The sequence below is a fragment of the Streptomyces sp. NBC_01334 genome, assembly GCF_035983595.1.
In the GTDB taxonomy this organism is placed as follows: Bacteria; Actinomycetota; Actinomycetes; order Streptomycetales; family Streptomycetaceae; genus Streptomyces; species Streptomyces coriariae.
Map to the genome: position 1 here is coordinate 6,135,507 of NZ_CP130718.1, position 23,772 is coordinate 6,159,278.

Consider the following 23,772-nt stretch of genomic DNA (forward strand, 5'->3'; position numbering starts at 1 on the left):
GACCTCGTGACGGTCCTCGCGGCTTCCCGACCGTGAGTGGGCCCCCGGCGCATCGCGCCGGGGGCCTTCCTCGTCACCGGACGGGCGCCGGACGCCTCACGGGTTGCGTCGGTCCCTCCCCAGCAGCCACAGCAGATACGGCCCGCCCACCAGCGCGGTCAGCGCGCCGACCGGGATCTCCAGCGGCGGCAGCAGGGTGCGGGCGGCCAGGTCCGCGCCGACCAGGACCACCGCTCCCGTCAACGCGCCCGCCACCAGCGGAAGGTGGGGGGTCCGCGTGAGGCGGCGGGCCAGTTGGGGCGCGGTGAGGGCGACGAAGCCGATCGGTCCCGCCGCGCCCGTCGCGGTCGCCGCGAGCACGACCCCGAGGACGGTCAGACCGAGCCGCGCCCGGCCCACCCGTACGCCGAGCGCGGCCGCGGTGTCCGTGTCGAGGCCGAGCGGGCGGGCGGCCCGGCTCGCCCACACCAGCGCGGGGAGCGCGAGCAGGAGCACGGCGGCCAGCGGCCCCGCCTGCTCCCAGCCGCGGCCGTTGAGGCTGCCGGTGAGCCACAGCTTGACCTGCTCGGCGGCCTCCAGCTCGCTGTCCGTGAGGTACAGCTGGACGACCGCGGACAGCGCGACGCCGATGCCGACACCGGTGAGCACGAAGCGGCTCGGCTGCATCCCGTGGCGCCAGGCGAGCAGATAGACGAGGGCGGCGGCCGCGAGACCGCCCGCGACGGACACCGCGGGCATCGCGCCGGGCGAGGTGACGGCTCCGGTGGCGAGGGCGAGGACGGTCGCGGCGGCGGCGCCGTGGCTCACCCCGATCACGTCCGGTCCGGCCAGCGGGTTGCGGGTGACGGTCTGCACCAGCGCACCGGACAGGCCGAGTGCGGCGCCGACGAGGGCGCCGAGAGCGATACGCGGGACCCGGAGCTCGCCCACGACCAGATCGTAGGGACCGGTGTCACCGCGCAGGGTGCGCCACACCTCGGCCGGCGGGACGTAGGTCCGGCCGAGACAGGCGGAGCCGAGCATGACGGCCGCGAGGAGCAGCACGAGGGCCACGGCGACACCGGCGGACCGGCGGTGCAGGAGAAGGGAGACCCGGGGGTGGGGGCGCAGAACCGCGGAACCCGCCGGACGCGCGGCCGGCACCCCGGTCGTAGCGGCCGCCGACCCGGGGTGGCGGTCCGGCGTCCCGGGCGTCATGTCACCGCCCCCTTCCGCCGCACCAGCAACACCAGCACGGGCACCCCCACCAACGCCGTCATCACCCCGGCCGGCACTTCCGCGGGAGCCCGCACCACCCGTCCCGCCACATCCGCGAGCAGCAGCAGCGCGGCGCCCAGCACCGCCGACAGCGGCAGCACGAGCCGATGCGCGGCACCGCGCGTGACCCGGCGGGCGAGATGCGGGACGGCCAGACCCACGAAGGCGATCGGCCCCGCCGCGGCCACCGCGGACGCGGTCAGGAGCGTCGCCCCGAGCGCGGCGCACACCCGTACCGTGTGCACTCGATGGCCGAGCGCCCGAGCCGTCTCGTCGCCGAGGGCCAGCGCGTCCAGCCCACGCGCGCACGCCAGCACCAGTGCCGCGCCCACCGCCAGGAACGGCAGCATCCGTACGACGGTGTCGGCGTCGCGCCCGCTCAACGCGCCGACCTGCCAGAACCGGAACTGGTCGAGGGTCGCCGCACTCGAGGTCAGGACGACGGTCGTGGCACCGGCGGTCATGGCGGACAGTGCGGTGCCGGCCAGCGCCAGTTTCACCGGTGAGGCCCCGCCCCGGCCGCGGGCGGCTATGGCGTACACCAGGCACGCGGCGGCGACGGCGCCGACGAAGGCGTACCGGACGTACCCGGAGAAGCCGTCGGCGAGGCCGAGCGAGACGGCGAGGACGACCCCCGCCGCGGCGCCCTGGCTGAGGCCGAGGATGCCGGGGTCGGCGAGCGGATTGCGGGTGACCGCCTGGAGGGCCGCCCCGGCGAGACCGAGCGCGGCTCCCGCCGTCAGCCCGATCTCCGTCCGCGGCAGCCGCAGGGACCGCACGACGAGGGCGTCCGGTGAGCTCCCGTCGTGCAGCAGGGCGTCGAGCACGGCGGACGGCGGCACCGCGCGGGTGCCGACGGCGAGGCTGAGCACGGCCGCCGCGGTCACCAGCAGGGCGGCCGCCGGCCAGGCGAGGTGTTTCACGGGACGGTTACCTGCCGAGGTGGTCGGCGAGCTCGGTGACGACCAGGCGGGCGGCGGTCGGACCGGCGTTGAGGTACCACGGGTCGTCGTCGACCTGCACGGCCTGCCCGGCCTTGACGGCGCCCATCCCCTTCCACAGCGGCCCGGCCACCGTGGTCGCGGCATCCGTCCCGCTCGCGTCCCCCTGGACCGAGTAGAAGATCCAGTCACCGTCCGCGGTGTCGATCTTCTCGGCGCTGATGTCCTCCGAGATGGCGTTGAACCGCTGCGACTCGGGCCGGGAGAGCCCCATGTCGACGGCGATCGACCCGGTGAAGGACGACACGCCGAACATCCGGGTGCGGTCCGGGGTGAAGCGCACCATGGAGACGGTCGGGTCGCCCGCGACCGAGTCCCCCCGGGTCCGCGCGTCGCCGACGATCCCGTCGAGCAGCTTCCGCGCGGCCTGCCCCTTGCCGATCGCCTCGCCGACGAGCAGCAGATCGCGCTTCCAGTTGATGCCCTGTCCGGCCGTGACCACGGTCGGCGCGATCTTGGACAGCTTGGGGTAGAGGTCGCCCAGGGAGTCGTTGACCAGGATCAGGTCGGGCTTCACGGCCGCGAGGGACTCCAGGTTGGGCGCCTGACGGGTGCCCGCGTCGGTCATCGCCGCGAGCTTCGCCTTGTACTGCGGGAAGGCGTCCGTCAGGTAGTCCGGGACCAGACCGGCGTTGTCGGCACGGGTGGAGGCGGTCGGGACGACACCGAGGCTGAGCAGGTCGTCGAGCTGCCCCGTGCTGATCACGGCGATCTTCTTCGGCTCCGCCTCTACGGTGGTGGTGCCCCGGAAGTGCTTGACCGTGCGCGGGAACGTCCCGTCGGTGTCGGTGTCCGCGCCCATGCCGTCGGCGAGGACGCCGGGTGCGGCCGAGGGGCCCGCCGACGCCCCGGCGACCAGGTTGCGCTCGCCGTCGGTCCCGGACGAGGACCTGGCATCGTTGTCAGCGGCGGCCGAGCATCCGACCAGCAGCCCTCCGACGACGAGGGACACGACGGACAGGACGGATCTGGCGGACCCGGCAGGGCCGCCGGACCTGTCGGTCCCGCCGGACCTGTCGGTCCCGACAGACCCGGCAGACGCGCCCGGGACGGACGTGCCCAGGACGGACTTCCGCTTCGACGTACGCACAGCTGCTCCGATCACCGCTACTAAGGCGAGCCTTACCTTAGCCGGTCCGGAGGGTTGCGGAATCTCGGGTTCAGGACACGGGGAACGACTCGCCGTCGCCGTAGGACCGGACGAGGACTCCGCCGCCCGGAGCGGGGCGCACGCAATGGGCCCGGCCGCGCCCGGCCACCCGCGCGCGGCCGTCGCCACCCTCGCCCCCGACCTCCACCACCGTGTTCTCGTCGATGGCCACCCCGTGTGCCAGCCGGCCGCCCGCCACGACGGCCGCCAGCCGCCCCAACGTCCCCCACTGCGCGGCATGGTTGTCCACCGCGAACGGCACGAGCCCCAGCCCGGGCCGGACATCGAGCTCCTCGAGGTCCTCCGCGGTGTCCGGCGGACACACGGCGACCCCGTCCACCAGCCACCCCCCGACCACCGCGTCCCGCGCCGCCATCGCGGCTCCCGCGGAGAACCCGGCATACGGAAGTCCCCGCTCGCGAAGCAGGGCGGACAGCGGACCGGAGGATTCGGCGAACGCCTCCTGATACGCGGGCGTCAGCCCACCGCAGACGAACACCCCGGCCACGTCCTCGGTCACCGCGCCGACCTCGAACCGCTCCCCGATCGGCACCAGCACTGGCACGGGCGTACAGTCCCCGGCCTTCCGCAACGCGACGTCGTACCGGGCGAACTGCTCGGCTCCGTCGCCCTCGTCGACGATCACGCAGAGGATGCGGGGCGTCGACCCGGAACCGGATCCCGACGCCTTCGACGCCCCCGACGCGGCGCGGGCCGCGCGCAGGAACGGCCCGTGCACGACGTCGACGACCGTCTCCTCCCACCCCCCGCCGATCAGGAACACCCGACCACCACTGCTCTTCGTACCGCTGCTCACGCGCACTTCCCCCCTGGGCTCATGGACGACTCGGGCAAGTAACTCACGAAGGGCGGCCGGTTCGGCCGGTTCACGCCTCAGCCACCGGCCCGGAGCCCCTGGAGACCGTCGTAGGCGGCCATCACGAGGTCCAGTCCCCGGGTGTCCTCCGCCGGTTCGCGCATCTGATTGGTCACGTAGGCCACCACCGCGCGGGCCTCGGGGTCGATCATGACCGTCGAGCCGCCCCAACCGCCCCACCCGTACGTGCCGCCGAACCGCCCGTAGCCCAGACCCCAGCTGATCGGCATGCCCAGGACGCGGTCCTCGCCGCTGAACTGTTCCTCCCAGGCCCGGTCGCAGCCCGCCCGGGACAGCAGCCGCACCCCACGCACGGAGCCCCCGCAGGCCATCGCCGACTGGACGAGGGCGACCGAGCGGGCGTTGCCGAAGCCGCTCGCCGCCGGGATCTGCGCCCGGCGCCAGGCCACGCTGTTGCCGTCGCGGAGCCGGATCGCGGTCGGGGCGGCCGTCACGGTCCGGGCCACGTCGGCGCGGGCCGCGCCCGCCGTGTAGTCCTCGTCCCGGAACGGCGGCGGGACCGTGAGCGCCACCCGGTGATCGTGCTCGGCCGGCAGCCCCATCCGGAAGTCCGCGCCCAGCGGTCCGGCGATCTCGTCGGCGAAGAACTCACCCACGCTCCGGCCGGTGATCCGGCGCACGACCTCGCCCACGAGGAACCCCTGGGTGAGCGAGTGGTACCCGGCCGCGCTGCCCGGCTCCCACTGCGGAGCCTGCGCGGCCAGTCGTGCCGTCGCGGCCTGCCAGTCGTAGATGTCCGCCACCGGGCCGTCCCAGTCGGGCAGTCCGGCGGTGTGCGAGAGCAGGTGCCGTACCAGCACCGCGTCCTTGCCCGCCGCCGCGAACTCCGGCCAGTACCGGGCCACCGGCGCGTCCGGATCGAGCTCGCCCCGGTCGGCCAGGACCAGCGCGCACAGCGCCGTCATCGTCTTCGTGACGGACCAGACGTTGACGATCGTGTCCCGCTGCCAGGGGACACCGCGCGCCGCGTCGGCGAACCCGCCCCAGACGTCCACCACCGGCTCGCCGTCCACGAAGACGGCCACCGAGCCGCCGACGTCCCCGCCGTCCAGCAGCGCGGCCAGCGCGGTGGGCACGGCGGTGAACAGATCGTCGTACGAGCCCTGGATGTCAGCCATGCCCGCCATTGAGCCCCCACGGGACGGCCGGAGGCAACCGAATTCCGGCGCCGACGGGCGCTACCGGTCGGGCCCGCCCGCCGGGGCCCGGGTCTCTGCGGGCGGGGAGGCCTGTGCGCCCATGTCCAGCCGGAACGGCGGGTACGCGTCGGTCATCAGCGCCGCGTAGGCGCCCACCCGCGCGACCCAGCGGGCCAGGCCGAGCAGGAAGTCGAAGAGGTGCACCGGGTAGCGGCCGGTGAAGGCCAGGATGATCACGGCGACGAAGGAGAGGTAGAAGACGAGCCCGCCGCCGTGCCAACAGTCCATCCCGCCCCAGCCCCAGTCGCCGACGAACATCCCCACGACGATGTACTGCGGGATGGCCAGCAGCCACCACTTCACCAGCACCAGACCGCGCGACAGACGCTCGGGATAGACGACGTCGAAATGCGCCGGATAGTCGGGCACCTCGGCGAGGGTGAACGGCGGGTACCGGTCGGTACCGAGCGCGGCGTGGGCGTAGTAGGCGACACGCCAGTTCCAGCGCATCACACCGACGTTGAAGTCGAAGAGCGCCCGGGGATATCGGGCCGTGAACAGGATCGCGAAGAACGCGACGACGGTCACGAAGGAGAACGCGATCCACAGGAAGAACAGCACGATGTAATGCGGGATGGCGAGGAACCACTTCACCAGCCACATCCATCTGGACAACCGAGGATCGAGAAACGCCTCGATGCGCACAGGCGACACGGCGACCGGAATCATGGGGACCAGCTCAGTTCCCGGATCATGATTTCAGGCTCGCACACCGCAGGAAGGGCCGCGACCGGGGCTGTCTCGCACTCCAAGGTGGCCAGCGCGCGCAGCAGGGCCGCGGGGGTCCCTGCGCAGATCGGGAGCGGGGCACGCGGTGGCCGCCGGACAGGCCCACGTGGTGTCGAAGCCGAGCGGTAGTTCCCGACGGCACACCTCAATGCCGTGTGCCGCCGGCAAACGGCAACCGTTCGTCACGCACTCTGCGCGCATATGTTCCGAAGCTCATTCGTCTCCAGCGGGGCAAGTGCGTTCCCGGGGGTAGCCGGGTGACGGATTTCGGGGGCGAGGGTGCGAGAGGGAAGAGCGCGTCACGTCGCCGGGGAGTGCGAGTACGTCCGGCAGGCGCTGATCGTGGATTGCACGTGGGACGTACGGCGCAACGCGCACGATCACCGCGTCGCGGCTCTTCCATGGCGTACAGCGTGAGATCGGCCCGGGCAGGCGGCCACCGGTCTTCGGCGGCGGGTGCCTGTCCGGTGGGCTTACTCAGGCCGGGTTGAGTAGGTGCGCTCATGTCCGGCGGGTGGCCGGGCGGCGAGCATCGGTGCAGCGGCGCGGAGGTCCGGCGCGCCGGCCCGATGCAGCTGACTCAGTTACGGAGAATCCCGTGTCCCGTCGTATCGCTCTGTCCGTTGCCGCCGGTGTCGTCGTCCTCGGGGGTGCCGGCGCCGGTGCCTTCGCTCTCGCCCACGCGGGGGAGCAGCCTCCGGCGCTGGCGCACAGTACCGCCCGCTACACCGCTCCCGACGGCGACCGCGACGGCTCGTTGACCTTCGTCACCGATGTCACGGCGTCCTCCGGAGTCACGAGCGTGAAGGTGCTCGCATGGCCGGAGAACTCGTCCTTCGCCGAGAAGCAGCTGACCACCAAGGACATGACCGCGGCGGAGCCGGCCGTCTGCGAGCCCTCCGGGGAGGACACCGTGCGCTGCACCTACACCGCCGAGGTCACCGGTTCCGACGCCGAGTCGTCCCCGCGCGGCCTCTGGCACATCGCGGTCCTGGCCACCGCGCAGAACGGCACCACGACCCTGAACACCGAGGCATCCGACTTCACCGTCAGGTAGGCGGGCGGGAGTGGGCGTGCGCTGCGCTGTACCCCGCATCAGCGGCCGGATCGTCGTGCGACGGTGCTGGAGCCGCCGCTGTAGGGTCCGCTTCCAGATCGACCGTCACATAGCCGCAGCCACATGTGCCCACCACCCGAGTGGCGGAATCTGGGCCAGTAGCGCACCGCTCACCGGATCCGAGCCGGCCAGTAGCGCCCGCAGGATCGCCGCAGCTTCCGACGACAGGGGCTCAGCCACCTGCGCCGGCCACGCCGATCGGGCAGGAGACCCGCGTCCCCGCGAGGGTGTGGCGAGTCGCAAGGACCGGTACGGCAGCGGCAGGAGGCGCAGGTCCCGCTACGGGCCCCACCGCACACGAGCGGGCGCGCGCTTCGACTCACGCTGCCAGGTTGCTCGGTCAGGGTGTACTCCGGGTGCGCAGCTCGACGGACACGCGTGCCGCAGCGCCCACTCGAAGCCCTCCCGGCCGACCTCCACCGCGAGAACGGTCTCCTGACCCTCCTTCAGGCCCCACCCGCAGCGGTACGTCATCCACAGGAAGCTGGGCTCGATCCATGTCAAGCCGCGCTCGCAGACCCTTATTCGGGTGGTTGTCGGGCCCACGTCGCGGATTGGTCAGCGTAGAGCGACGCTGCCGTTGCCGGGCCCGGGGTGGCGGGTCCACAGGGATACGTCACTGCTCGTCGCGACGGCGATGGTCTCCCCTGAGGGAGAGAAACCGAAGGCTCGAAGTTCCGAGTAAGTGGAGTGGAAGATGTGCCACCACTGCTCTCCGTACGGGCCGGAGTGAGGAATTCCGCCGTCGGTCGAGAGCAGTACACGATCGTTGGGCCAGGCCGGAGTGACGGCCTCCAGGGTCCAGCCGTCCTCGGTCGTGGTGTGCAACCCTCCGCCGAAGAGCCCTGCGATGTGTACGCGACTGCCGGCGATCGGTCCCAGTCCGGGGCACGTCAGGTCGGCGGCCGCGTCGGGGGTGCTGTCCTCGGGGTCGGGGTCGCGGTCCCTGGCGATCCTCTCGCCGGTGACGGCATCGAAGAGACCGTGACCATCGTGCGAGACGACCATGACCAGGTCATGGCCTCTGTCGGGATGCGACGCGAAACCGACGCCGAGAAGTCCGCCGACAGGGACGCCGTACTCGTACTCGAAGACGGGCCGCCAGGGTTCGGGCGCGGGCACCACAGGGGCCGCGAGCAGCCGGTTCCGCATGTCCCGCTGGTAGGCCGTGAGTTCTGGCTCATGGTTCGGCTGCCCGACCGGAGGCGTGTCCTTCGTCCGCTTCATCACAGCCCCATGATCTACGCAGCGGCAGGCCGGCCCGACAGGACCGATACAACCCATGGTCCAAGCACGTGTCCTTGCGGGCTGTGAACGCCGCTTGATGGCCCACGTCAAGCGGTGTTCGTAGACCTTGCTGGTGTGCCGCGGTCGTCCCGTCGATCTGCCGAGCGGGATGCGCGCGAGCTGGCGCACTGGATTGCAGCGGGAGACCTGCACGGCGCGAGCTGGGTCAGCTGGTCCGAGCCTGCTTCATTGGATCTCGCGACACCATCAGTGTCCGTACGCCCACGCCTGAAAGGATCCGGCCGGTGCCGGACAGGACGGGTTGTGGAATCCATGACGGAAGAGGAGTCGCGCCAGAGGCAGCGGGCGCGCTTCGAAAGACTGGCGCACGTGGTGGTGGAACCGTTGCACCGGTATCTGCTGCGACGGACGAGCGCCGACATGGTCGACGACATCCTGGCGGAGGCGATGCTGGTGCTGTGGCGCCGTATTGACGACGTCCCCGGCCTCGGGTCGGCGCCGGCTTCCCTGCCCGACCCCGATGACGTGCTGCCGTGGTGCTACGGGGTGGCGCGTGGCTGCCTGGCGAATGCCCGGCGTGCCGACGGGCGCCGGCTCCGGCTGGTGGAGCGGTTGATCCGGACGCAGGAGCAGCAGCCGGCCGGGGTCGCCGACCACAGCGATCTGCACGCCGCGCTCGCCGCCCTCGGGGCACTGGACCGTGAGGTGGTGCGGCTGTGGGCGTGGGAGGGGCTGGCGCTCCGGCAGATCGCGGAGGCGACCGGGCTGACGTCCAACGCCGTGAGCATCCGGCTGCACCGGGCGAAAAAGAGACTCGCCGAACAGCTGAGGCGAAAGCAGGGCGAACCGTCCGGACACAAGAGAGATGAAGGAAGGAGCGGTCAGTGAATGACGACGAGTTGCTGGCCCGGCTGAAGTCCGCGGACCCGGCGCTGACCCCACATGCTCCGCCGCCCGACATCGACCGACTTGTGGAGGACATCTTGACCACCGACACCGCGCTCCGGACCGGCGATTCGGTCCCCGCGACGACCGCTGCGCGACGGAGCCGCCGTCAGCTCCTCGGACTCGCGGCGGCTGCCGGTCTGCTTCTGCTCGGCGGCGGCATCGCCGGAGGAGTCATGGCGAACGACGACGGGCACTCGGCCTCGACCGGCCCACTGACACTCACCACCCACAGCGGCTTCGGCACCCAGAAGTGTGTGGCACCCAGCCCCGACACCCTGCGTGGGTACCCGACCCTCTTCGTGGGAACGGTCACCTCCATCAAGGGTTCCACGGTCACCTTCCGCGTCGACTACTGGTTGAAGGGCGGCGACACGGAGACGGTCGTGCTCGACAGCGACGCGAGCCGGCCGGAGGCGCTGACGTTCTCGGAAGGTGAGCGCTACATCGTGGCCGCCGAGAACGGCGTCGTCCCGGTGTGCGGTGCGAACGGGGCCTCGGACGAGATCGTCGACGAGTTCCGCCAGGCCTTCGGGAAGTAGCGGAAACCAGCTGCAAGGACGATCCGAGCCCACCGACGGCCGCGGTGGGCTCGGGCCCGTTCGGGAAGGCGGCGCTTCTCTTGCTATGACCGTGTGCGCGCCGCGATGGTCCGTTCACAACCCGTTGGGTCAGGGCGCGCGCCGCACGCCTTTCGGCGCCCGTTCGCTCGGCCTGGTCAGCATGCGGTTCCCGCACGTGGTGCGAGAGACACGCGTGCCGCAGCGCCCACTCGAAGCCCTCCCGGAGTCAGGTCCACAGGCTGACAGCTGATCGTTGCGGTGGCCTCGCCACTGACAGTCGGCGCGCACGCCGGCGTCACAAGCCTGCCGCGACCCTTCCGGCTCGGCGAGTTGACCGCCGATTTTCTCATCCGCGGTCGCCTCACGCGCTCCGCAAAGGCAGGTGGGAAACCGCCCGGCCCGATGCAGCCACCGCACATCCAACCGCCCGAAGCAGACCCGCCGACCGTTCCCGGTCAGAGCACTACTTCTCGCGCAGGTTCTCGACCTCGGCGGCCAGCACGGCCATGCCGCGCACGTGCGTGTAGTACCTGGTCGCGTACTCGTCGTCGATCGCTGGGAGGACCTTGTCGAACACCGTCACCAGCCGCGCGAGGCCTTCGCGGTGCCGTTCGGAGAGAGGTCCTGCGAGGACGCTCGCCGCGTAGCCGTAGACGTCTGCGTCGAGTGACACCATGTCCTGATCCTCGACGTCCAGACCGCGGAAGCCGGGCGGGAACGGCATGGCCATGTGTGCGGCCGCCATCCGCGAGAGCGCATCCGACTTCTCTTCGAACATGTCGGCGATCATGCCAGGCGCACGCAGGCATCCGGGCGCGGTGCGCGTGACTGGATCGGACGTCATTGCACATCGGAACGCGCGCCCCATCCGGTGGGCCTGTGCGGTCACCGCACCGGCATCCCAGATGAGGGCTGTGGACGCCGCTTGTGACCCATGTCAAGGCGCGTTCACAGACCTTTCCGCAAGCGGCACGCACCGCTGGAACGACGCCTTAGTACACGGCAGTTCGGGTACTGCGGCCGGGCACTACTGGTGAGCTGTCTCCTGTCTCCTGTCTCCGGTCTCGCCGCCCTGGCCGGCCGTCGCAGCCGGTTCGAGTCTCTACAGGGACCTCTCGCGGAGCGGCACGCGATGCTCGGGGCAGAGCTCAGATGTTGCTCAGACGGCTTGCTGGTCGGCCGCCGTACTGGTCAGCTCGACGCACGCCTGAGCGACACCGAGCGCTCAGCGCCGAAGGGGTCCCAGGACAGTGCTCGGCAACACACCCTGGTCTCAGGGTGCACACGGGGGAGGAACGCTCATGCGATACGGATTTCGCGCTGCCTTGGGGACAGCGGTACTGCTGGTCACGGCCTCGACGGGCTGCTCGGGTGGCGACGGGAGTTCAGCGAGGCCGTCCGGCTCCCGCGCCCCCGCCTCGACCGCTGCGCCGACTCCCTCGCATCCGGACCTGACCGAGGTGATCAACACAACCCGAACCACCCTGATGACGTCGGGGGCGGTGGGTGCCGACGCCCCCGGCTCCCAGGGCCTGATGCTGGTCGAGCCCTGGCCGACCGGCGCCGCCTACGCCTGGGAAACCCGCGACCAGCGACTGTGCTGGGCATCGGTCGCCGAAGCTGCGTTCTCCATGCGAGCCTGCGCTTCCAAGCCCATGGCCATCGAAGACTCAAGGGGGGTGCACCCGCTCGCAACCCTCTTCACCGACGGCTGGGTTCGTCTGTTCGCCGCCGACCACCAGCAGGTGACTTCCGCGACCTGTGGCGGAAAGCCCCTGGAAGTCCGCCGCGTCGGCACCGTTGCGCAGGGCGTCCGGACACTGTATGCCGTGTGGTTCCCGGACTACACGAAGGGCAGCATTGAGCTGTCGCTGAGCCACGACGGCACAACGTCCGAGGCCTCGCTCCGGCTCGGTGACGCCGGCGACCGCACCTGCGCCGCTGTCCCCTAGATTCTGGTCCGGAGCCGGATGATCGTTGCTGCGACGGCAACATGGATGAGGTCTGTGAACGCTGCTTGATGATCCACGTCATCCTGTCCCGCTTCCACGCGGTCGGAAAACGGCCGTCGCGGGCGGCGGGCAGGCCGATTTCCGGGGAGTACGCCTGGTAGACGGTGATCGTGGACTCCGTGTAAGCCGCACGGATCCCGTGACGCGGTTGTTCCATGGCGTACAGCGTGGGGTGGGTTGGTGCAGGCGGCCACCGATTTACGAACCACAGTTCACTGCGCCCCGGTCGGGCAGGAGACCCTGAAGGCGTGGAGACGCAGCCCTAGGACGGGACGGTGGCGTCGGCGCCGGCGTCCGATGTGTCGGTGCCCGGAGGGGACGGCTCTCGGAGCTGCTCGCGCCCGTAGTTCCAGACCACCGCGATCAGCGCGGCGATCGGTACCGCGAGCAGACTGCCCACGATGCCGGCCAGACTGCCGCCCAACGTCACCGCCAGCAGAATCACTGCCGCATGGAGGCCGAGCCCACGACTTTGGATCATGGGCTGGAACACGTTGCCCTCGAGCTGCTGCACCACGACGATGATGGCCAGCACGATCAGCGCGTCCGTCAGGCCGTTGGAGACCAGCGCGATGAGAACCGCGACGAGACCGGCGAACAGGGCGCCGATGATCGGCACGAACGCGGAGACGAAGGTCAGCACCGCCAGCGGGAGCACCAGCGGTACTCCCACGATCCACAGGCCCAGGCCGATCAGGACGGCGTCGAGCAGGCCGACGGCCGCCTGGGAACGCACGAACGCACCCAGGGTGTCCCAGCCGCGCGCGGCCACGGCCGGGACGTCGGTGGCGAGCCGACCGGGCAGCTGACGTGCGAGCCACGGCAGGAACCGCGGACCGTCCTTGAGGAAGAAGAACATCAGGAAGAGGGCCAGGACGGCGGTGACCAAGCCGTTCACCACGGTGCTCACCCCCGTGACGACAGCCCCTACCATGCTGCCGAGACCGTCCTGCGCGCGGGATACCGCGGTGTCGAAGGCCTTGTTGATCTGGGCGTCACCGATGTTCAACGGCGGCCCGGCGGCCCACTCGCGCAACTTCTGGATGCCGTCGACCACGCCGTCGGTCAGCTCGCCGGACTGGGATGCCACCGGTACCGCGATCAGCGCCACGACGCCGATGGCGACCAGGAGGAACAGCACCGTCACGACCGTTGCGGCGAGGGCGGGTTTCCACCCGCGACGAAGCAGGAAACGGGTCGGTGGCCAGGTCAGTGTGGTCAGCAGCAGGCCGACCACGAGCGGCCAGACGACCGACCACATCCGGCCCAGGATCCACAACGTCACCGCGAGCATCAGAAGTATGAGCAGCAGCTCGGCGGAGGCACGCGCCGTCGTACGGAGCGCGGCGCGGGCTCTTGTGGAACTCAACGTGGCAGTCACGGATGCACCCTATGGGTACGCAAGTCATACCGGAATCGCTGCTCACCGTGTGTGGACCCCTGGCACACGAGAGACGCCGCGTGGGGAAGGCGCCCTTGGTTTCGGGCGGGCCACTCGTCCGCGGATTCCGCGGCCGGGACCACGCTCCCGCCCGAACTGGGGGCGTACTGTCCGGCGGTGTCAGACGGCCTCGTACGTGCTGAAGATGTACAGCGCCGCTTCGATCTGTGCCTTCGTTCGGGCCCCGGCTTCGCCGGTGAGCCGGACGAAGACGACCGACGTTTCCGGGTCGGCCGCGACCAGCAAGGTCAGCGGTACCCGGCCCGACAGCGGGTAGTCGTACCAGCCGTCGGGCCTCTCCGCGTCTGTCTCCGGGAGGGCGTTCTCGATGGCCTGCCAGTCGGAGTCGTCGAAGCGGTGGCCCGAGAACTCCGCGACCGACTCGCAGAACGGTCGCAGATTGGCTTCGAGGATCCAGTGCCCGTCGGCGGACGAGCCAGGGACCGAGCGCTCACCCGTCGGCCCTCGTCCCCCGCTCACCTGTCGGCCCTCGCCACACCGATCGGGCAGGACACACCGGTCCCGCCGATCCCGCAGTACCCGCCCGGGTTTTTGGCGAGGTACTGCTGGTGGTAGGTCTCGGCCGGGTAGAACGGGAGGGTCGACGCCGGGAGGATCTCTGTGGTGATCGGGCCGTGGCCCGAGGTGGTGAGGGCGCGTTGGTACGACGCGCGGGAGGACTCGGCTGTTGTGGCCTGGGCAGGGGAGTGGGTGTAGATCGCGGAGCGGTACTGGCTGCCGACGTCGTTGCCCTGGCGGAAGCCCTGGGTGGGGTCGTGGGACTCCCAGAACGTCTTCAGGAGGCGCTCGTAGGAGATCACCGCCGGGTCGAAGACCACACGGACGACCTCCGTGTGGGCGGTCAGGCCCGAGCAGACCTCCTCGTAGGTGGGGTGCTCGGTGTGGCCGCCCTGGTAGCCGACCACGGTCGACCACACACCTGCCGGCAGCTGCCAGAACGTGCGCTCCGCGCCCCAGAAGCAGCCCAGGCCGAAGTCTGCGACCTCGAGGTCCTCGGGGTAGGGGCCGAGGAGCCGGTTGCCGAGGACGGTGTGGCGGTCGAGGACGGAGTACACCGGCGACGGACGGCCTTGCAGAGCCTGCTCGGGCGTCAGGAGCCGGGGTGTGTGGCTGTGCGGGAACATGCGGTCTCCAAAGGGGCGCTGAGGGTCCGTGCCGGTCAACGTGCACACGGCCCATCGGATTCCGGCCTGCCTCAGCCTTCTGCCTCAGCCTTCTGCCTCAGCCCTCCTGCTTCGGCGGCCCGCCTCAGCTCTATTGCCTCGGCGGACAGCCCCTGCTCCGTGCCTCAGCTCCGTGCCTGCTGCCCGCCCCCGGCCTGGCTTCGGCTGCCTGCGCCGGCCCTCCCGCCACGGCTGACTGCCTCAGTTCCGTGCTCCGGCTGCTTACCTCAGCTCCGTGCCTCAGCTCCGTGGCCCGGCTGTCTGCCTCGCCGGCCGCCCCCCCCGCTCCCCGGACCGGACAGTCCGCCCGGTCGCGGCGGAATGGCCCGGGTCAGTGCGGCAGTGTTGCCGGGCTGCCGCCGTTCGCCTCGTAGCCCGCCACCGCCAGTGCCCGGTAGACCGCGAATTCGCCGGCCGGGTCGGGGGAGAGGGTCCACGGGAGGGCGCCCACATGGCCGTCCACGTGTATGAGCAGGTTCATCGCCTCCGACCAGCGCTCGGCGCGCACCAGGAAGAAGATCAGCAGGTGACGGACGTGCGCCAGCATCGGGTCGTCGGGACGGGCCGCGTGCACCGCGAACAGCGCGCCGTGCATCGCCTTCGTCACGACCTCGCTCTGGTAGAAGCTGCTGACCAGGTTCACCTCGGGGAGGTGCTCGAAGACCGCGAAGAGCGGCATGGCCGCGAGGAGGGAGCCCTGGGGGGCTCGCGCGGCCGCCGCCTCCGCGAACGCGTTCGCCAGTTCGCGCGAGCCGTGCCACTTCTCGCACCAGTAGTGCAGGGCCGCCAGATGCGCTCCCATGTGCGCCGGGGCGCGGTCCAGGATCTTCAGCCAGAGCTGCTCGAACTCCTTCTGGTCGTACTGAAGACCGCGGGCCACCGACAACTCGACGATGTACGGGATCGGGTCACCGGGGGAGAGCAGCGCCGCCTCACCGCAGGCGTCCTTCGCCTCCTCCATGATGATCCGGAAGTCGTCCGTGCCCCGCGTCGACGTCCGCCATGCCTGCTGCACCAGGAACTCGGCGTGCACCGCCGCGCCGCCCGCGTCCTTGGGCGCCTCCGTGCGCCACACCCGCAGCCACTGCCCGCCCGGCGTCTCGCTGACCCCGCCCGGCCGCTGCTGGAGCTCCAGCGCCGCCGCGCCCGCGAAGGCCTGCACGCGCTGCCAGCGCAGCTCGCCCGCCGTCTCGGTGCCGGCCAGCAGCTGCTGTGCGGCCCGGTAGTCCTGCGTGTGCTGCACCACGTCCAGGACGTCCAGCAGGTCCTGGTCGGGGCCGGGCATGCGGATGTCCAGTTCCTCCGTGCGCACGAACCCGTAGGTCTCGGGGTCCGCGGCGTCCGGGTGGCCCGCCGGGACCTGCTCGACCATGCCGCGCCTGCGCCGCAGGAACGGCAGCAGCACGAAGCTGATCATGAGCAGCGCCATCAGGACGAACAGAATCTCCATGTCTCAAGCGAACCAGACCGCGCCGACAATTGGCCAACCCACCCCCGAACCTGTGGAAAAACGTCGGGGGAGGGCCGTCCGCGAGGGTCGTCCGCCGACGGCCGCCCCCACCCACGCGCTCCCGCGGTCCCGCAGCAGGCCCGCGAGCGGACTACGCTCGGTCCTCATGAGCGACAGGCACATCAGTCAGCACTTCGAGACCCTCGCGATCCACGCGGGCAACACCGCCGATCCCCTCACCGGCGCGGTGGTCCCGCCGATCTACCAGGTCTCGACCTACAAGCAGGACGGCGTCGGCGGTCTGCGCGGCGGCTACGAGTACAGCCGCAGCGCCAACCCGACCAGGACCGCCCTGGAGGAGAACCTCGCCGCCCTCGAAGGCGGCCGCCGAGGTCTCGCGTTCGCTTCCGGACTGGCGGCCGAGGACTGCCTGTTGCGTACGCTGCTCAGCCCCGGTGACCACGTGGTGATCCCGAACGACGCCTACGGCGGCACGTTCCGGCTCTTCGCGAAGGTCGTCGCCCGCTGGGGTGTGGAGTGGTCGGTCGCCGACACGAGCGACGCCGCCGCCGTGCGGGCCGCGATCACCCCGAAGACCAAGGCGGTGTGGGTGGAGACCCCGTCCAACCCGCTCCTCGGCATCACCGACATCGCCGCCGTCGCCCAGGTCGCCCGGGAGGCGGGCGCCCGGCTCGTCGTCGACAACACCTTCGCCACGCCGTACCTTCAGCAGCCCCTGGCGCTCGGCGCGGACGTCGTGGTGCACTCCCTGACCAAGTACATGGGCGGCCACTCGGACGTCGTCGGCGGCGCGCTGGTCACCGGCGACGCGGAGCTGGGCGAGGAGCTGGCGTACCACCAGAACGCGATGGGCGCGGTCGCCGGGCCCTTCGACTCCTGGCTGGTGCTGCGCGGCGCCAAGACGCTGTCGGTGCGCATGGACCGGCACAGCGAGAACGCCACCAAGGTCGCCGACATGCTGACCCGGCACGCGCGCGTGACGAACGTGCTGTATCCGGGGCTGCCCGACCACCCCGGACACGAGGTCGCGGCCAAGCAGATGCGGGCGTTCGGCGGCATGGTCTCCTTCCAGGTCGCCGGTGGCGAGGAGGCGGCCGTCGAGGTGTGCAACCGCGCCAAGGTGTTCACCCTCGGCGAGTCGCTGGGCGGCGTCGAGTCCCTGATCGAGCACCCGGGGCGCATGACGCACGCGTCCGTGGTCGGCTCGGCGCTGGAGGTCCCCGGCGACCTCGTCCGGCTCTCCGTCGGCATCGAGAACATCGACGACCTGCTCGCCGACCTGCAGCAGGCTCTCGGCTAGACGGCCTCCCGCCGGCTTTCCGGATCACCAGCCGGTCAGCGGTGGAGTCGTCTGCGACGGCGGCTCCACCCACGGCTGGGCGACCACCGCCCAGACCGTGAACGCCAGCACGGCCGCGAGCAGCACCAGCCACAGCAGCCGCCGGGCGAGCGTCCGGCGGCGCAGGATCCGGCCGCCCCGGCGTACGACGTCCGCGTGGAGTTCCGTCGGCACGTGCGGCGCGGTCCGCTCCATGAGCTGCCGTACGGCGGCCTCCCGCTCGGGCCGGTTCACGACGCCGCCGCCTTCGCCCGGTGCACCGCGGGCGCCGGGCCCCGAGGCGGATGCAACAGCGTCGCCGTCGCCCGGTCGCAGACCGTGCGGATCCGTTCCACGGGCAGGCCGAGCAGGGCCGCCACCTGTTCGTCGGCGACACCCTCGAAGAGCCTCAGGACCAGGACGAGGCGCTCCTGGGGGGTGAGCCGTGCCAGCGGACCGACGGGAGTGAGCGGCCGGCCGCGGCCGAGGGGCAGAGCGGCGTACCGGTGCCAGGCGCCGTGGGCGAAGCGGGTGGCCAGATACTCGCGGGCCCGGTTGTAAGGGTCCTCGCCGTGCAGCCGGTCCCAGCACGCGTACGTGTGCGCGAGGGCGAGCGTCAGCAGGCGCCGCGCGCGGGGGTTGTCGGCCGGGGCCTCCGCCGTGAGCAGTGTGGCGGCGTGCAGCAACCGCCCGCCCGCCCCGGCGACGAACGCTTCGAACTCCCGTGCCCGGCGGGCTTCCTGGGCCGTACGCCGCTCTCGCACACCGAGCCTCCCGCCTGACGGCGTCCCCCTGGAGGGCCATACGCCCCGGTCTCATATGAGGCCAGGGGTGGGCTTTCGGTCAAGAGCCGCGCACGGCCGCCGGAAAGTCGCCGCACGCACGTGTGCGCCCAGGTTCAGGAAGCGGCCGACGACGGCTCCGCGCCCGGTACGCCCTGGGCCGCCATCCGGGTGGACAGGGCGGTGTTGAAGCGGGTGAGGAGATCGCAGAACGTCTCGCGCTCCTCCGGTGCCCAGTCGTCCGTCAACTCGGCCATCAACTGACGCCGGGACGACCGTACTTCCTCCAGGCGGGACTGCCCGCGCGGGGACAGCTGGAGCACCACGGCCCGTCCGTCCTCGGGGTGCGAGGTCCGCTTGACCAGGCCGGTGTCGACGAGCGGAGCCACCTGCCGGGTGACGGTGGACGAGTCGATCCCCATGCTCGCGGCGAGTGCCTTGACGCCCATCGGGCCTTCCTTGTCGAGGCGGTTGAGCAGCAGGTACGCGGCGCGGTCCATGGAGTTGCGCACCTGCCCGACGCCGCCGAGCCGGGTCTGTTCGGCACGGCGGGCGAACACCGCGACCTCGTGCTGCAAGGTGTCGAGAAGACCGGTGTCACCGACGGTCGTCATGTCCATCGACATTTCAGGTGTTGTGGGCATGGCCGGGGGCTCACTTCATGAAGGGGCTGCTGGAATGGGGGACAGAGTACGCGGCTGGAAGGCGGGTCGTACCGACGCTGCGGAAACCGGTCTCGGAGGTTGGTCACAGAGCTCGTGGCCGCCTGTGAACTGCGATGCTGGAGTCATGAGCTACCGCACGGCTGACTCCTTGCGTCCCGTCACCCTCGACGATGTGCGCGGGGCCCAGAAGATGCTGTCGGGCGTGGCGCGGACGACCGCGATGGAGGGCAGCAGGCACCTGTCCCAGCTGGTCGGGGCGCCGGTGCACTTCAAGTGCGAGAACCTCCAGCGGACGGGGTCGTTCAAGCTGCGCGGCGCGTACGTCCGGATCGCCGGGCTGCTGCCGGAGGAGCGGGCCGCCGGGGTGGTCGCGGCGAGCGCGGGCAACCACGCGCAGGGTGTGGCGCTGGCCTCGACGGTGCTGGGTGTGCGCTCCACGGTGTTCATGCCCCAGGGCGCTCCGCTGCCGAAGATCAGCGCCACCCGCGAGTACGGCGCGGAGGTGCGCCTGCACGGTCAGGTGGTCGACGAGACGCTGGCCGCGGCGCAGGAGTACGCGGCCGAGACGGGTGCGGTGTTCATCCACCCCTTCGACCACCCCGACATCATCGCGGGTCAGGGCACGGTCGGCCTGGAGATCCTGGAGCAGTGCCCGGAGGTGCGCACGATCGTCGTCGGGATCGGCGGCGGCGGGCTGGCGGCGGGCATCGCGGTCGCGGTGAAGACGCTGCGGCCGGACGTGCGGATCGTCGGGGTGCAGGCGGCCGGGGCCGCGGCGTACCCGCCCTCGCTGGCGGCCGGGCGGCCGGTGTCGATCCGCACTCCGGCGACGATGGCCGACGGCATCAAGGTCGGCCGGCCCGGTGACGTGCCGTTCTCCATCGTCGGCGACCTGGTGGACGAGGTGCGCACGGTGACGGAGGACGAGCTGGCCGCGGCGCTGCTGCTGTGCCTGGAGCGGGCCAAGCTGGTCGTCGAGCCGGCCGGGGCGAGTCCGGTGGCCGCGCTGCTCAGCGCGCCCGGCGCCTTCGAGGGGCCGGTCGTCGCGGTGCTGTCCGGCGGCAACGTCGACCCGGTGCTGATGGAGCGCGTCCTGCGGCACGGCATGGCGGCGCAGGGCCGTTACCTGGCTGTACGCCTGCGGCTGACGGACCGGCCGGGTGCCCTCGCCACGCTTCTGGGGGCGTTGTCAGTGGTCGACGCTAACGTCTTGGACGTGAGCCATCTGCGGACCGACCCCCGGCTGGGGCTGACCGAGGCGGAGGTCGAGCTGCACCTGGAGACGAAGGGGCCGGAGCACTGCGCCGAGGTCGGCCGAGTCCTGGGCGAGGCCGGTTACACCGTCATCGACTGACGCCGACCGGGGTGTCGACCGAGGTCGGAGCCCTCTCGGAACCTGCTTCGAGCTTGCTCGGAGCCTGCTCGGAGTCGGCTTCGAGTCTCTTCGTCACCCGTTCGAGAAAGACCGTTGTGAGACGCGATACATCGCGTTATGGTGTGTCTCACGCCGCTCCCCTCACCTCTCATCGGGCGGAACGAAAAGTGCAAACCTAGGCTTTCCGAAGAATCCTCAATGACGTGGAGACTGTTATGCCAGGTGCCATCTATGCCGAAGGCCTGGTGAAGACCTTCGGCGACGTAAAGGCTCTGGACGGCGTGGACCTGGACGTCCCGGAGGGCACGGTTCTGGGCCTGCTCGGGCCGAACGGAGCGGGCAAGACCACCACGGTCCGCTGTCTGACCACGCTCCTGCGCCCCGACCGCGGCCGGGCCGTGGTCGCCGGCCTCGACGTGCTCAAGCACCCCAACGAGGTCCGCCGCTCCATCGGCCTGTCCGGCCAGTTCGCGGCCGTCGACGAATACCTCACCGGCCGCGAGAACCTCCAGATGGTCGGCATGCTCTACCAGATGAAGGCAGGCGCGGCGAAGGCCCGGGCCGCCGAACTGCTCGACCAGTTCGGCCTCGCGGAAGCCGCCGACCGCACGGCCAAGACCTACTCCGGAGGCATGCGCCGCCGCCTCGACCTGGCCGCGGCACTGGTCGTCTCACCGCCCGTGATGTTCATGGACGAGCCGACGACCGGCCTCGACCCGCGCAACCGCCAGATGCTGTGGGAGGTGATCAAGCGTCTCGTCTCCGGCGGCACGACACTGCTGCTCACCACGCAGTACCTCGAAGAGGCCGACCACCTCGCGCACGACATCGCGGTCGTCGACCACGGCCGGGTGATCGCCCGCGGTACCTCCGACCAGCTCAAGGCCCGCACCGGCGGAGAGCGCGTGGAGGTCGTGGTGCACGACCGCGAACACATCGCCACGGCCGCGGAGGTACTGGCCGGATTCGGCAAGGGCGAGACCACCGTCGAGCAGCACACCCGCAAGCTCACCGTGCCCGTCGCCGGCGGCGCCAAGCTCCTCGCCGAGGTCATCCGTGAGCTCGACGGCCGAGGCATCGAGATCGACGACATCGGCCTGCGCCGCCCCACCCTCGACGACGTCTTCCTGTCCCTGACGGGACACGTCGCCGAGACGAAGGCCGAGGAGAGCGAAGAGGACCGACGGGACGCCCCGCGCGGCCAGAGCGGCCAGAGCGGCCAGAGCGAGAGGGAGACCGTCAAATGAGTGCCGTCACCGACGCCGTACGCGGCGCGGCGCCCAAGCCCGCCCATCCGCTGGGACAGTCCGTCCGCGACTCACTGGTCATCGCGAAGCGCAACCTGATCCGGATGTCCCGCATCCCGGAGATGGTCATCTTCGGGCTCATCCAGCCGATCATGTTCGTGGTGCTGTTCACCTACGTGTTCGGCGGGTCCATGCAGATCGGCGGCAGCACGAGCGCCACCGACTACACGAACTTCCTGATGGCGGGCATCTTCGCGCAGACCGTCACCTTCGCCACCGCCGGAGCGGGCGCGGGCATCGCCGACGACATGCACAAGGGCCTCATCGACCGCTTCCGGTCCCTGCCCATGGCGCGTGGCGCGGTGCTCACCGGCCGCACCCTCGCCGACCTCGTGCAGACGGCGCTCACCCTGCTCGTCCTGGCGGTCGTCGCCCTCCTGGTCGGCTGGCGGGTCGGCTCCGACGGCAGCACCGACGCCGCCCGGGTCCTGGCCGCCTTCGGGCTGCTGCTCCTGCTCGGATACGCGTTCACCTGGATCGGCGCCCTGATCGGTCTGAGCGTGCGCACCCCCGAGGCGGCCACCTCCGGCGGACTGATCTGGCTCTTCCCGGTGACCTTCATCTCCAACGCGTTCGTGGACACCAGCAACATGACGCCGTGGCTGCGTCACATCGCCGAGTGGAACCCGTTCAGCGCCACCGTCCAGGCCTGCCGGGTGCTCTTCGCCAACCCGGGCCAGTCGGCGTCCGACGCCTGGCCCATGCAGCACCCGGTCTGGGCCTCGCTGATCTACTCGGTGCTGATCGTCGTGATCTTCCGGACGCTGGCGGTCCGTAAGTACCGCTCGGCGACGGCCTGAGCGTTGCGGACATGACGAAGCCCCCGGCGGCGTGGGCGCCGGGGGCCGGTCACAGCGGGGCGACGGACAGGGGGCCGGTCAGCCGCTGTAGGCCTCGGCCTTGAGGATGCGCACGGACGCCTTCTTGCCGTTGGGCAGCTCGTACTCCGCGTCCTCGCCGACCTTGTGGCCGATCACGCCGGTGCCGAGCGGGGACTGCGGCGAGTAGGTCTCGATGTCCGAGCTCGCGTACTCGCGCGAGGCGAGCAGGAACGTCATGGTGTCGTCCTCGTCACCGTCGAAGGCGATCGTCACGACCATGCCGGGCGCCACCGCGCCGTCGGCGGAAGCCGGGGTCTCGCCGACCTTGGCGTTGTCGAGAAGCTGGGTCAGCTGGCGCACACGGAGCTCCTGCTTGCCCTGCTCCTCCTTGGCCGCGTGGTACCCACCGTTCTCACGCAGGTCCCCCTCCTCGCGCGCGGCCGCGATCTTGGCGGCGATCTCCGTGCGCGCAGGACCAGTAAGGTACTCAAGCTCGACCTTGAGCTTGTTGTACGCCTCCTGGGTCAGCCAGGTGACGGACTCGCTGGTCTGGGTCACAGGTGCTCCTCGTCGGTACTGGGAATACAAGCATCGCCCTACCAAAAGCATGTTCCTCAGGTGATGGGCGAAACCACGAGCCTAACAATTCAGCGGCCGAAGGGGGAGGACATAAGCCATCAGAATTACGTCACCGCAGGTCAGCGTGTACGTATTGCGGAGGATGCGGCTCGCCCGGCGGCCCCGGCGTCAGTATGTGACGGTCGGCGTCAGTCGGCGTGACAGCCGAGCAGCTCCGCCGTCGTGCCCTTGGCCGTCGTACGCAGCGTGACCGTCCTGTCGATGCGTGTGTCCGAGCCGGCGAAGCGGAAGTCCGCGCGGCCCACCTCGGCGCCGTCGGCCGCCTGCGAGCGCACCGTGCAGTAGCCGCTCGCGCCCGAGTCCTTGCGGACCTCCAGGTGGAGCTGCACCGCCTCGTCCGAGGTCGCCTTGAAGGTGATCACCTCGGCGCTGATCTTGTTCTGGCCGACGTAGTGGTAGGCGAAGTAGCCGACCAGGGCGAGAAGGAAAGCGCCCAGCACGGCGCCGGTGATCCTGAGCTTGTGGTCGGCCCGCTCGTCCGAGGAACGGCCGTAGCGGCCCTCGGGGAGTCGCGTGCTCGCCGTACTCATGATCGTCCTCCCGGCACGGAATTATTCGCCTCCCGATTCGGTCACTATAGAAGCCTGCGATCGCGCCGGTTCACACCGGGCGCCGACTTACCGAGGATTGAGTCTTGACTGACCAGCTGC

Annotated in this window: 25 protein-coding genes and 2 pseudogenes; 8 read left to right on the forward strand and 19 right to left on the reverse strand. The window is 70.9% G+C overall.

The window, feature by feature from the left end; genetic code table 11:
- Positions 1–96 precede the first annotated feature (96 nt).
- The 6 genes from OG736_RS27675 to OG736_RS27700 all read right to left on the reverse strand — a co-directional run bounded on the left by OG736_RS27675 (position 97) and on the right by OG736_RS27700 (position 6,174).
- Positions 97–1,197, reverse strand: a complete 1,101-nt coding sequence (locus OG736_RS27675; protein ID WP_327184806.1) for a FecCD family ABC transporter permease — start codon at positions 1,195–1,197, stop codon at positions 97–99.
- Entirely contained in the window at positions 1,194–2,180 is a 987-nt protein-coding gene (locus OG736_RS27680; protein ID WP_327184807.1) for a FecCD family ABC transporter permease, read from the reverse strand. Before OG736_RS27680 ends, OG736_RS27675 begins: the two co-directional genes overlap by 4 nt.
- Positions 2,181–2,187: 7 nt before the next feature.
- Complete coding sequence (locus tag OG736_RS27685; protein WP_442817084.1) at positions 2,188–3,210, reverse strand: ABC transporter substrate-binding protein; 1,023 nt, start codon at positions 3,208–3,210, stop codon at positions 2,188–2,190.
- Between the two features lie 208 nt (positions 3,211–3,418).
- Positions 3,419–4,225 (reverse strand): type 1 glutamine amidotransferase family protein, encoded by an 807-nt coding sequence (locus tag OG736_RS27690; protein WP_327184808.1) that lies wholly within the window; start codon positions 4,223–4,225, stop codon positions 3,419–3,421.
- A gap of 77 nt (positions 4,226–4,302) precedes the next feature.
- A complete protein-coding gene (locus tag OG736_RS27695) occupies positions 4,303–5,424 on the reverse strand; it encodes a serine hydrolase domain-containing protein (protein ID WP_327184809.1) in 1,122 nt (373 codons plus the stop codon).
- A gap of 60 nt (positions 5,425–5,484) precedes the next feature.
- A complete protein-coding gene (locus tag OG736_RS27700) occupies positions 5,485–6,174 on the reverse strand; it encodes a DUF4389 domain-containing protein (protein WP_327184810.1) in 690 nt (229 codons plus the stop codon).
- Between the two features lie 658 nt (positions 6,175–6,832).
- On the opposite strand from OG736_RS27700, the gene OG736_RS27705 reads away from it, so the two are divergent.
- Positions 6,833–7,291 carry a DUF5707 domain-containing protein gene (locus tag OG736_RS27705; RefSeq protein WP_327184812.1) on the forward strand — a complete coding sequence of 153 codons (459 nt, stop codon included), beginning with the start codon at positions 6,833–6,835 and terminating at the stop codon, positions 7,289–7,291.
- Between the two features lie 342 nt (positions 7,292–7,633).
- Here OG736_RS27705 and OG736_RS27710 read toward each other — a convergent pair.
- Positions 7,634–7,906 (reverse strand): annotated as a pseudogene (locus tag OG736_RS27710) (DUF4291 family protein); the annotation flags it as partial.
- 3 nt (positions 7,907–7,909) lie between these two features.
- Positions 7,910–8,578 carry a hypothetical protein gene (locus OG736_RS27715; protein WP_327187733.1) on the reverse strand — a complete coding sequence of 223 codons (669 nt, stop codon included), beginning with the start codon at positions 8,576–8,578 and terminating at the stop codon, positions 7,910–7,912.
- 333 nt (positions 8,579–8,911) lie between these two features.
- Here OG736_RS27715 and OG736_RS27720 point away from each other — a divergent pair, with 333 nt between their 5' ends.
- Together OG736_RS27720 and OG736_RS27725 are read left to right on the forward strand one after the other, a co-directional pair.
- On the forward strand, positions 8,912–9,487 hold the full coding sequence (locus OG736_RS27720) for an RNA polymerase sigma factor (RefSeq protein WP_327187734.1): 576 nt from the start codon (positions 8,912–8,914) through the stop codon (positions 9,485–9,487).
- Entirely contained in the window at positions 9,484–10,086 is a 603-nt protein-coding gene (locus OG736_RS27725; protein ID WP_327184813.1) for a hypothetical protein, read from the forward strand. The genes OG736_RS27720 and OG736_RS27725 overlap by 4 nt, the downstream gene beginning before the upstream one ends.
- A 484-nt stretch (positions 10,087–10,570) precedes the next feature.
- Here OG736_RS27725 and OG736_RS27730 read toward each other — a convergent pair whose 3' ends face one another.
- Entirely contained in the window at positions 10,571–10,885 is a 315-nt protein-coding gene (locus tag OG736_RS27730) for a hypothetical protein (RefSeq protein ID WP_327184814.1), read from the reverse strand.
- A gap of 682 nt (positions 10,886–11,567) precedes the next feature.
- On the opposite strand from OG736_RS27730, the gene OG736_RS27735 reads away from it, so the two are divergent.
- Positions 11,568–12,059, forward strand: a complete 492-nt coding sequence (locus OG736_RS27735; RefSeq protein ID WP_327187888.1) for a hypothetical protein — start codon at positions 11,568–11,570, stop codon at positions 12,057–12,059.
- An 82-nt stretch (positions 12,060–12,141) separates the two neighbouring features.
- Here the strand turns inward: OG736_RS27735 and OG736_RS27740 are convergent.
- The 5 genes and pseudogenes from OG736_RS27740 to OG736_RS27760 all read right to left on the reverse strand — a co-directional run.
- Positions 12,142–12,276 (reverse strand): annotated as a pseudogene (locus OG736_RS27740) (DUF4291 family protein); the annotation flags it as partial.
- A gap of 105 nt (positions 12,277–12,381) precedes the next feature.
- The gene (locus OG736_RS27745; RefSeq protein WP_327184815.1) at positions 12,382–13,500 is read right to left on the reverse strand and encodes an AI-2E family transporter; all 1,119 of its coding nucleotides are present in this window, start codon (positions 13,498–13,500) and stop codon (positions 12,382–12,384) included.
- A 180-nt stretch (positions 13,501–13,680) separates the two neighbouring features.
- A complete protein-coding gene (locus OG736_RS27750; RefSeq protein WP_327184816.1) occupies positions 13,681–14,040 on the reverse strand; it encodes a hypothetical protein in 360 nt (119 codons plus the stop codon).
- Complete coding sequence (gene msrA / locus OG736_RS27755; protein WP_327184817.1) at positions 14,037–14,705, reverse strand: peptide-methionine (S)-S-oxide reductase MsrA; 669 nt, start codon at positions 14,703–14,705, stop codon at positions 14,037–14,039. Before msrA ends, OG736_RS27750 begins: the two co-directional genes overlap by 4 nt.
- Positions 14,706–15,075: 370 nt before the next feature.
- Entirely contained in the window at positions 15,076–16,194 is a 1,119-nt protein-coding gene (locus OG736_RS27760; RefSeq protein WP_327184818.1) for a hypothetical protein, read from the reverse strand.
- 166 nt (positions 16,195–16,360) lie between these two features.
- Here OG736_RS27760 and OG736_RS27765 point away from each other — a divergent pair, with 166 nt between their 5' ends.
- Positions 16,361–17,515, forward strand: a complete 1,155-nt coding sequence (locus OG736_RS27765; protein WP_327184819.1) for a cystathionine gamma-synthase — start codon at positions 16,361–16,363, stop codon at positions 17,513–17,515.
- A 24-nt stretch (positions 17,516–17,539) separates the two neighbouring features.
- Here OG736_RS27765 and OG736_RS27770 read toward each other — a convergent pair whose 3' ends face one another.
- From OG736_RS27770 to OG736_RS27780, 3 genes are all read right to left on the reverse strand, one after another.
- Positions 17,540–17,788 (reverse strand): hypothetical protein, encoded by a 249-nt coding sequence (locus tag OG736_RS27770; RefSeq protein ID WP_327184820.1) that lies wholly within the window; start codon positions 17,786–17,788, stop codon positions 17,540–17,542.
- Positions 17,785–18,297: a sigma factor-like helix-turn-helix DNA-binding protein gene (locus OG736_RS27775; RefSeq protein WP_327184821.1), complete on the reverse strand. Its 513-nt coding sequence runs from the start codon at positions 18,295–18,297 to the stop codon at positions 17,785–17,787. The genes OG736_RS27770 and OG736_RS27775 overlap by 4 nt, the downstream gene beginning before the upstream one ends.
- 134 nt (positions 18,298–18,431) lie before the next feature.
- Positions 18,432–18,941: a MarR family winged helix-turn-helix transcriptional regulator gene (locus tag OG736_RS27780; protein ID WP_314221220.1), complete on the reverse strand. Its 510-nt coding sequence runs from the start codon at positions 18,939–18,941 to the stop codon at positions 18,432–18,434.
- A 163-nt stretch (positions 18,942–19,104) separates the two neighbouring features.
- On the opposite strand from OG736_RS27780, the gene ilvA reads away from it, so the two are divergent.
- The 3 genes from ilvA to OG736_RS27795 all read left to right on the forward strand — a co-directional run bounded on the left by ilvA (position 19,105) and on the right by OG736_RS27795 (position 22,462).
- Entirely contained in the window at positions 19,105–20,334 is a 1,230-nt protein-coding gene (gene ilvA, locus OG736_RS27785; protein WP_327184823.1) for a threonine ammonia-lyase, read from the forward strand.
- Positions 20,335–20,570: 236 nt separating this feature from the next.
- Positions 20,571–21,602 (forward strand): ATP-binding cassette domain-containing protein, encoded by a 1,032-nt coding sequence (locus tag OG736_RS27790; RefSeq protein ID WP_327184824.1) that lies wholly within the window; start codon positions 20,571–20,573, stop codon positions 21,600–21,602.
- Positions 21,599–22,462: an ABC transporter permease gene (locus tag OG736_RS27795; RefSeq protein WP_020128092.1), complete on the forward strand. Its 864-nt coding sequence runs from the start codon at positions 21,599–21,601 to the stop codon at positions 22,460–22,462. The genes OG736_RS27790 and OG736_RS27795 overlap by 4 nt, the downstream gene beginning before the upstream one ends.
- Positions 22,463–22,540: 78 nt before the next feature.
- Here OG736_RS27795 and greA read toward each other — a convergent pair whose 3' ends face one another.
- Together greA and OG736_RS27805 are read right to left on the reverse strand one after the other, a co-directional pair.
- Positions 22,541–23,041 (reverse strand): transcription elongation factor GreA, encoded by a 501-nt coding sequence (gene greA / locus OG736_RS27800; RefSeq protein ID WP_020128091.1) that lies wholly within the window; start codon positions 23,039–23,041, stop codon positions 22,541–22,543.
- A 209-nt stretch (positions 23,042–23,250) separates the two neighbouring features.
- Positions 23,251–23,652: a DUF4307 domain-containing protein gene (locus OG736_RS27805; RefSeq protein ID WP_020128090.1), complete on the reverse strand. Its 402-nt coding sequence runs from the start codon at positions 23,650–23,652 to the stop codon at positions 23,251–23,253.
- Positions 23,653–23,772 lie beyond the last annotated feature (120 nt).

What these genes read in the sequence shown, in the direction of transcription:
- OG736_RS27720 (WP_327187734.1), top strand. Translation starts at nt 8,912, where the DNA reads ATGACGGAAGAGGAGTCGCGCCAGAGGCAGCGGGCGCGCTTCGAAAGA.
- OG736_RS27765 (WP_327184819.1), top strand. Translation starts at nt 16,361, where the DNA reads ATGAGCGACAGGCACATCAGTCAGCACTTCGAGACCCTCGCGATCCAC.
- OG736_RS27700 (WP_327184810.1), bottom strand. Translation starts at nt 6,174, where the DNA reads ATGATTCCGGTCGCCGTGTCGCCTGTGCGCATCGAGGCGTTTCTCGAT.
- OG736_RS27760 (WP_327184818.1), bottom strand. Translation starts at nt 16,194, where the DNA reads ATGGAGATTCTGTTCGTCCTGATGGCGCTGCTCATGATCAGCTTCGTG.
- OG736_RS27695 (WP_327184809.1), bottom strand. Translation starts at nt 5,424, where the DNA reads ATGGCTGACATCCAGGGCTCGTACGACGATCTGTTCACCGCCGTGCCC.
- ilvA (WP_327184823.1), top strand. Translation starts at nt 19,105, where the DNA reads ATGAGCTACCGCACGGCTGACTCCTTGCGTCCCGTCACCCTCGACGAT.
- OG736_RS27730 (WP_327184814.1), bottom strand. Translation starts at nt 10,885, where the DNA reads ATGTTCGAAGAGAAGTCGGATGCGCTCTCGCGGATGGCGGCCGCACAC.
- OG736_RS27805 (WP_020128090.1), bottom strand. Translation starts at nt 23,652, where the DNA reads ATGAGTACGGCGAGCACGCGACTCCCCGAGGGCCGCTACGGCCGTTCC.
- OG736_RS27675 (WP_327184806.1), bottom strand. Translation starts at nt 1,197, where the DNA reads ATGACGCCCGGGACGCCGGACCGCCACCCCGGGTCGGCGGCCGCTACG.
- OG736_RS27715 (WP_327187733.1), bottom strand. Translation starts at nt 8,578, where the DNA reads ATGAAGCGGACGAAGGACACGCCTCCGGTCGGGCAGCCGAACCATGAG.
- OG736_RS27790 (WP_327184824.1), top strand. Translation starts at nt 20,571, where the DNA reads ATGCCAGGTGCCATCTATGCCGAAGGCCTGGTGAAGACCTTCGGCGAC.
- OG736_RS27795 (WP_020128092.1), top strand. Translation starts at nt 21,599, where the DNA reads ATGAGTGCCGTCACCGACGCCGTACGCGGCGCGGCGCCCAAGCCCGCC.
- OG736_RS27780 (WP_314221220.1), bottom strand. Translation starts at nt 18,941, where the DNA reads ATGTCGATGGACATGACGACCGTCGGTGACACCGGTCTTCTCGACACC.
- msrA (WP_327184817.1), bottom strand. Translation starts at nt 14,705, where the DNA reads ATGTTCCCGCACAGCCACACACCCCGGCTCCTGACGCCCGAGCAGGCT.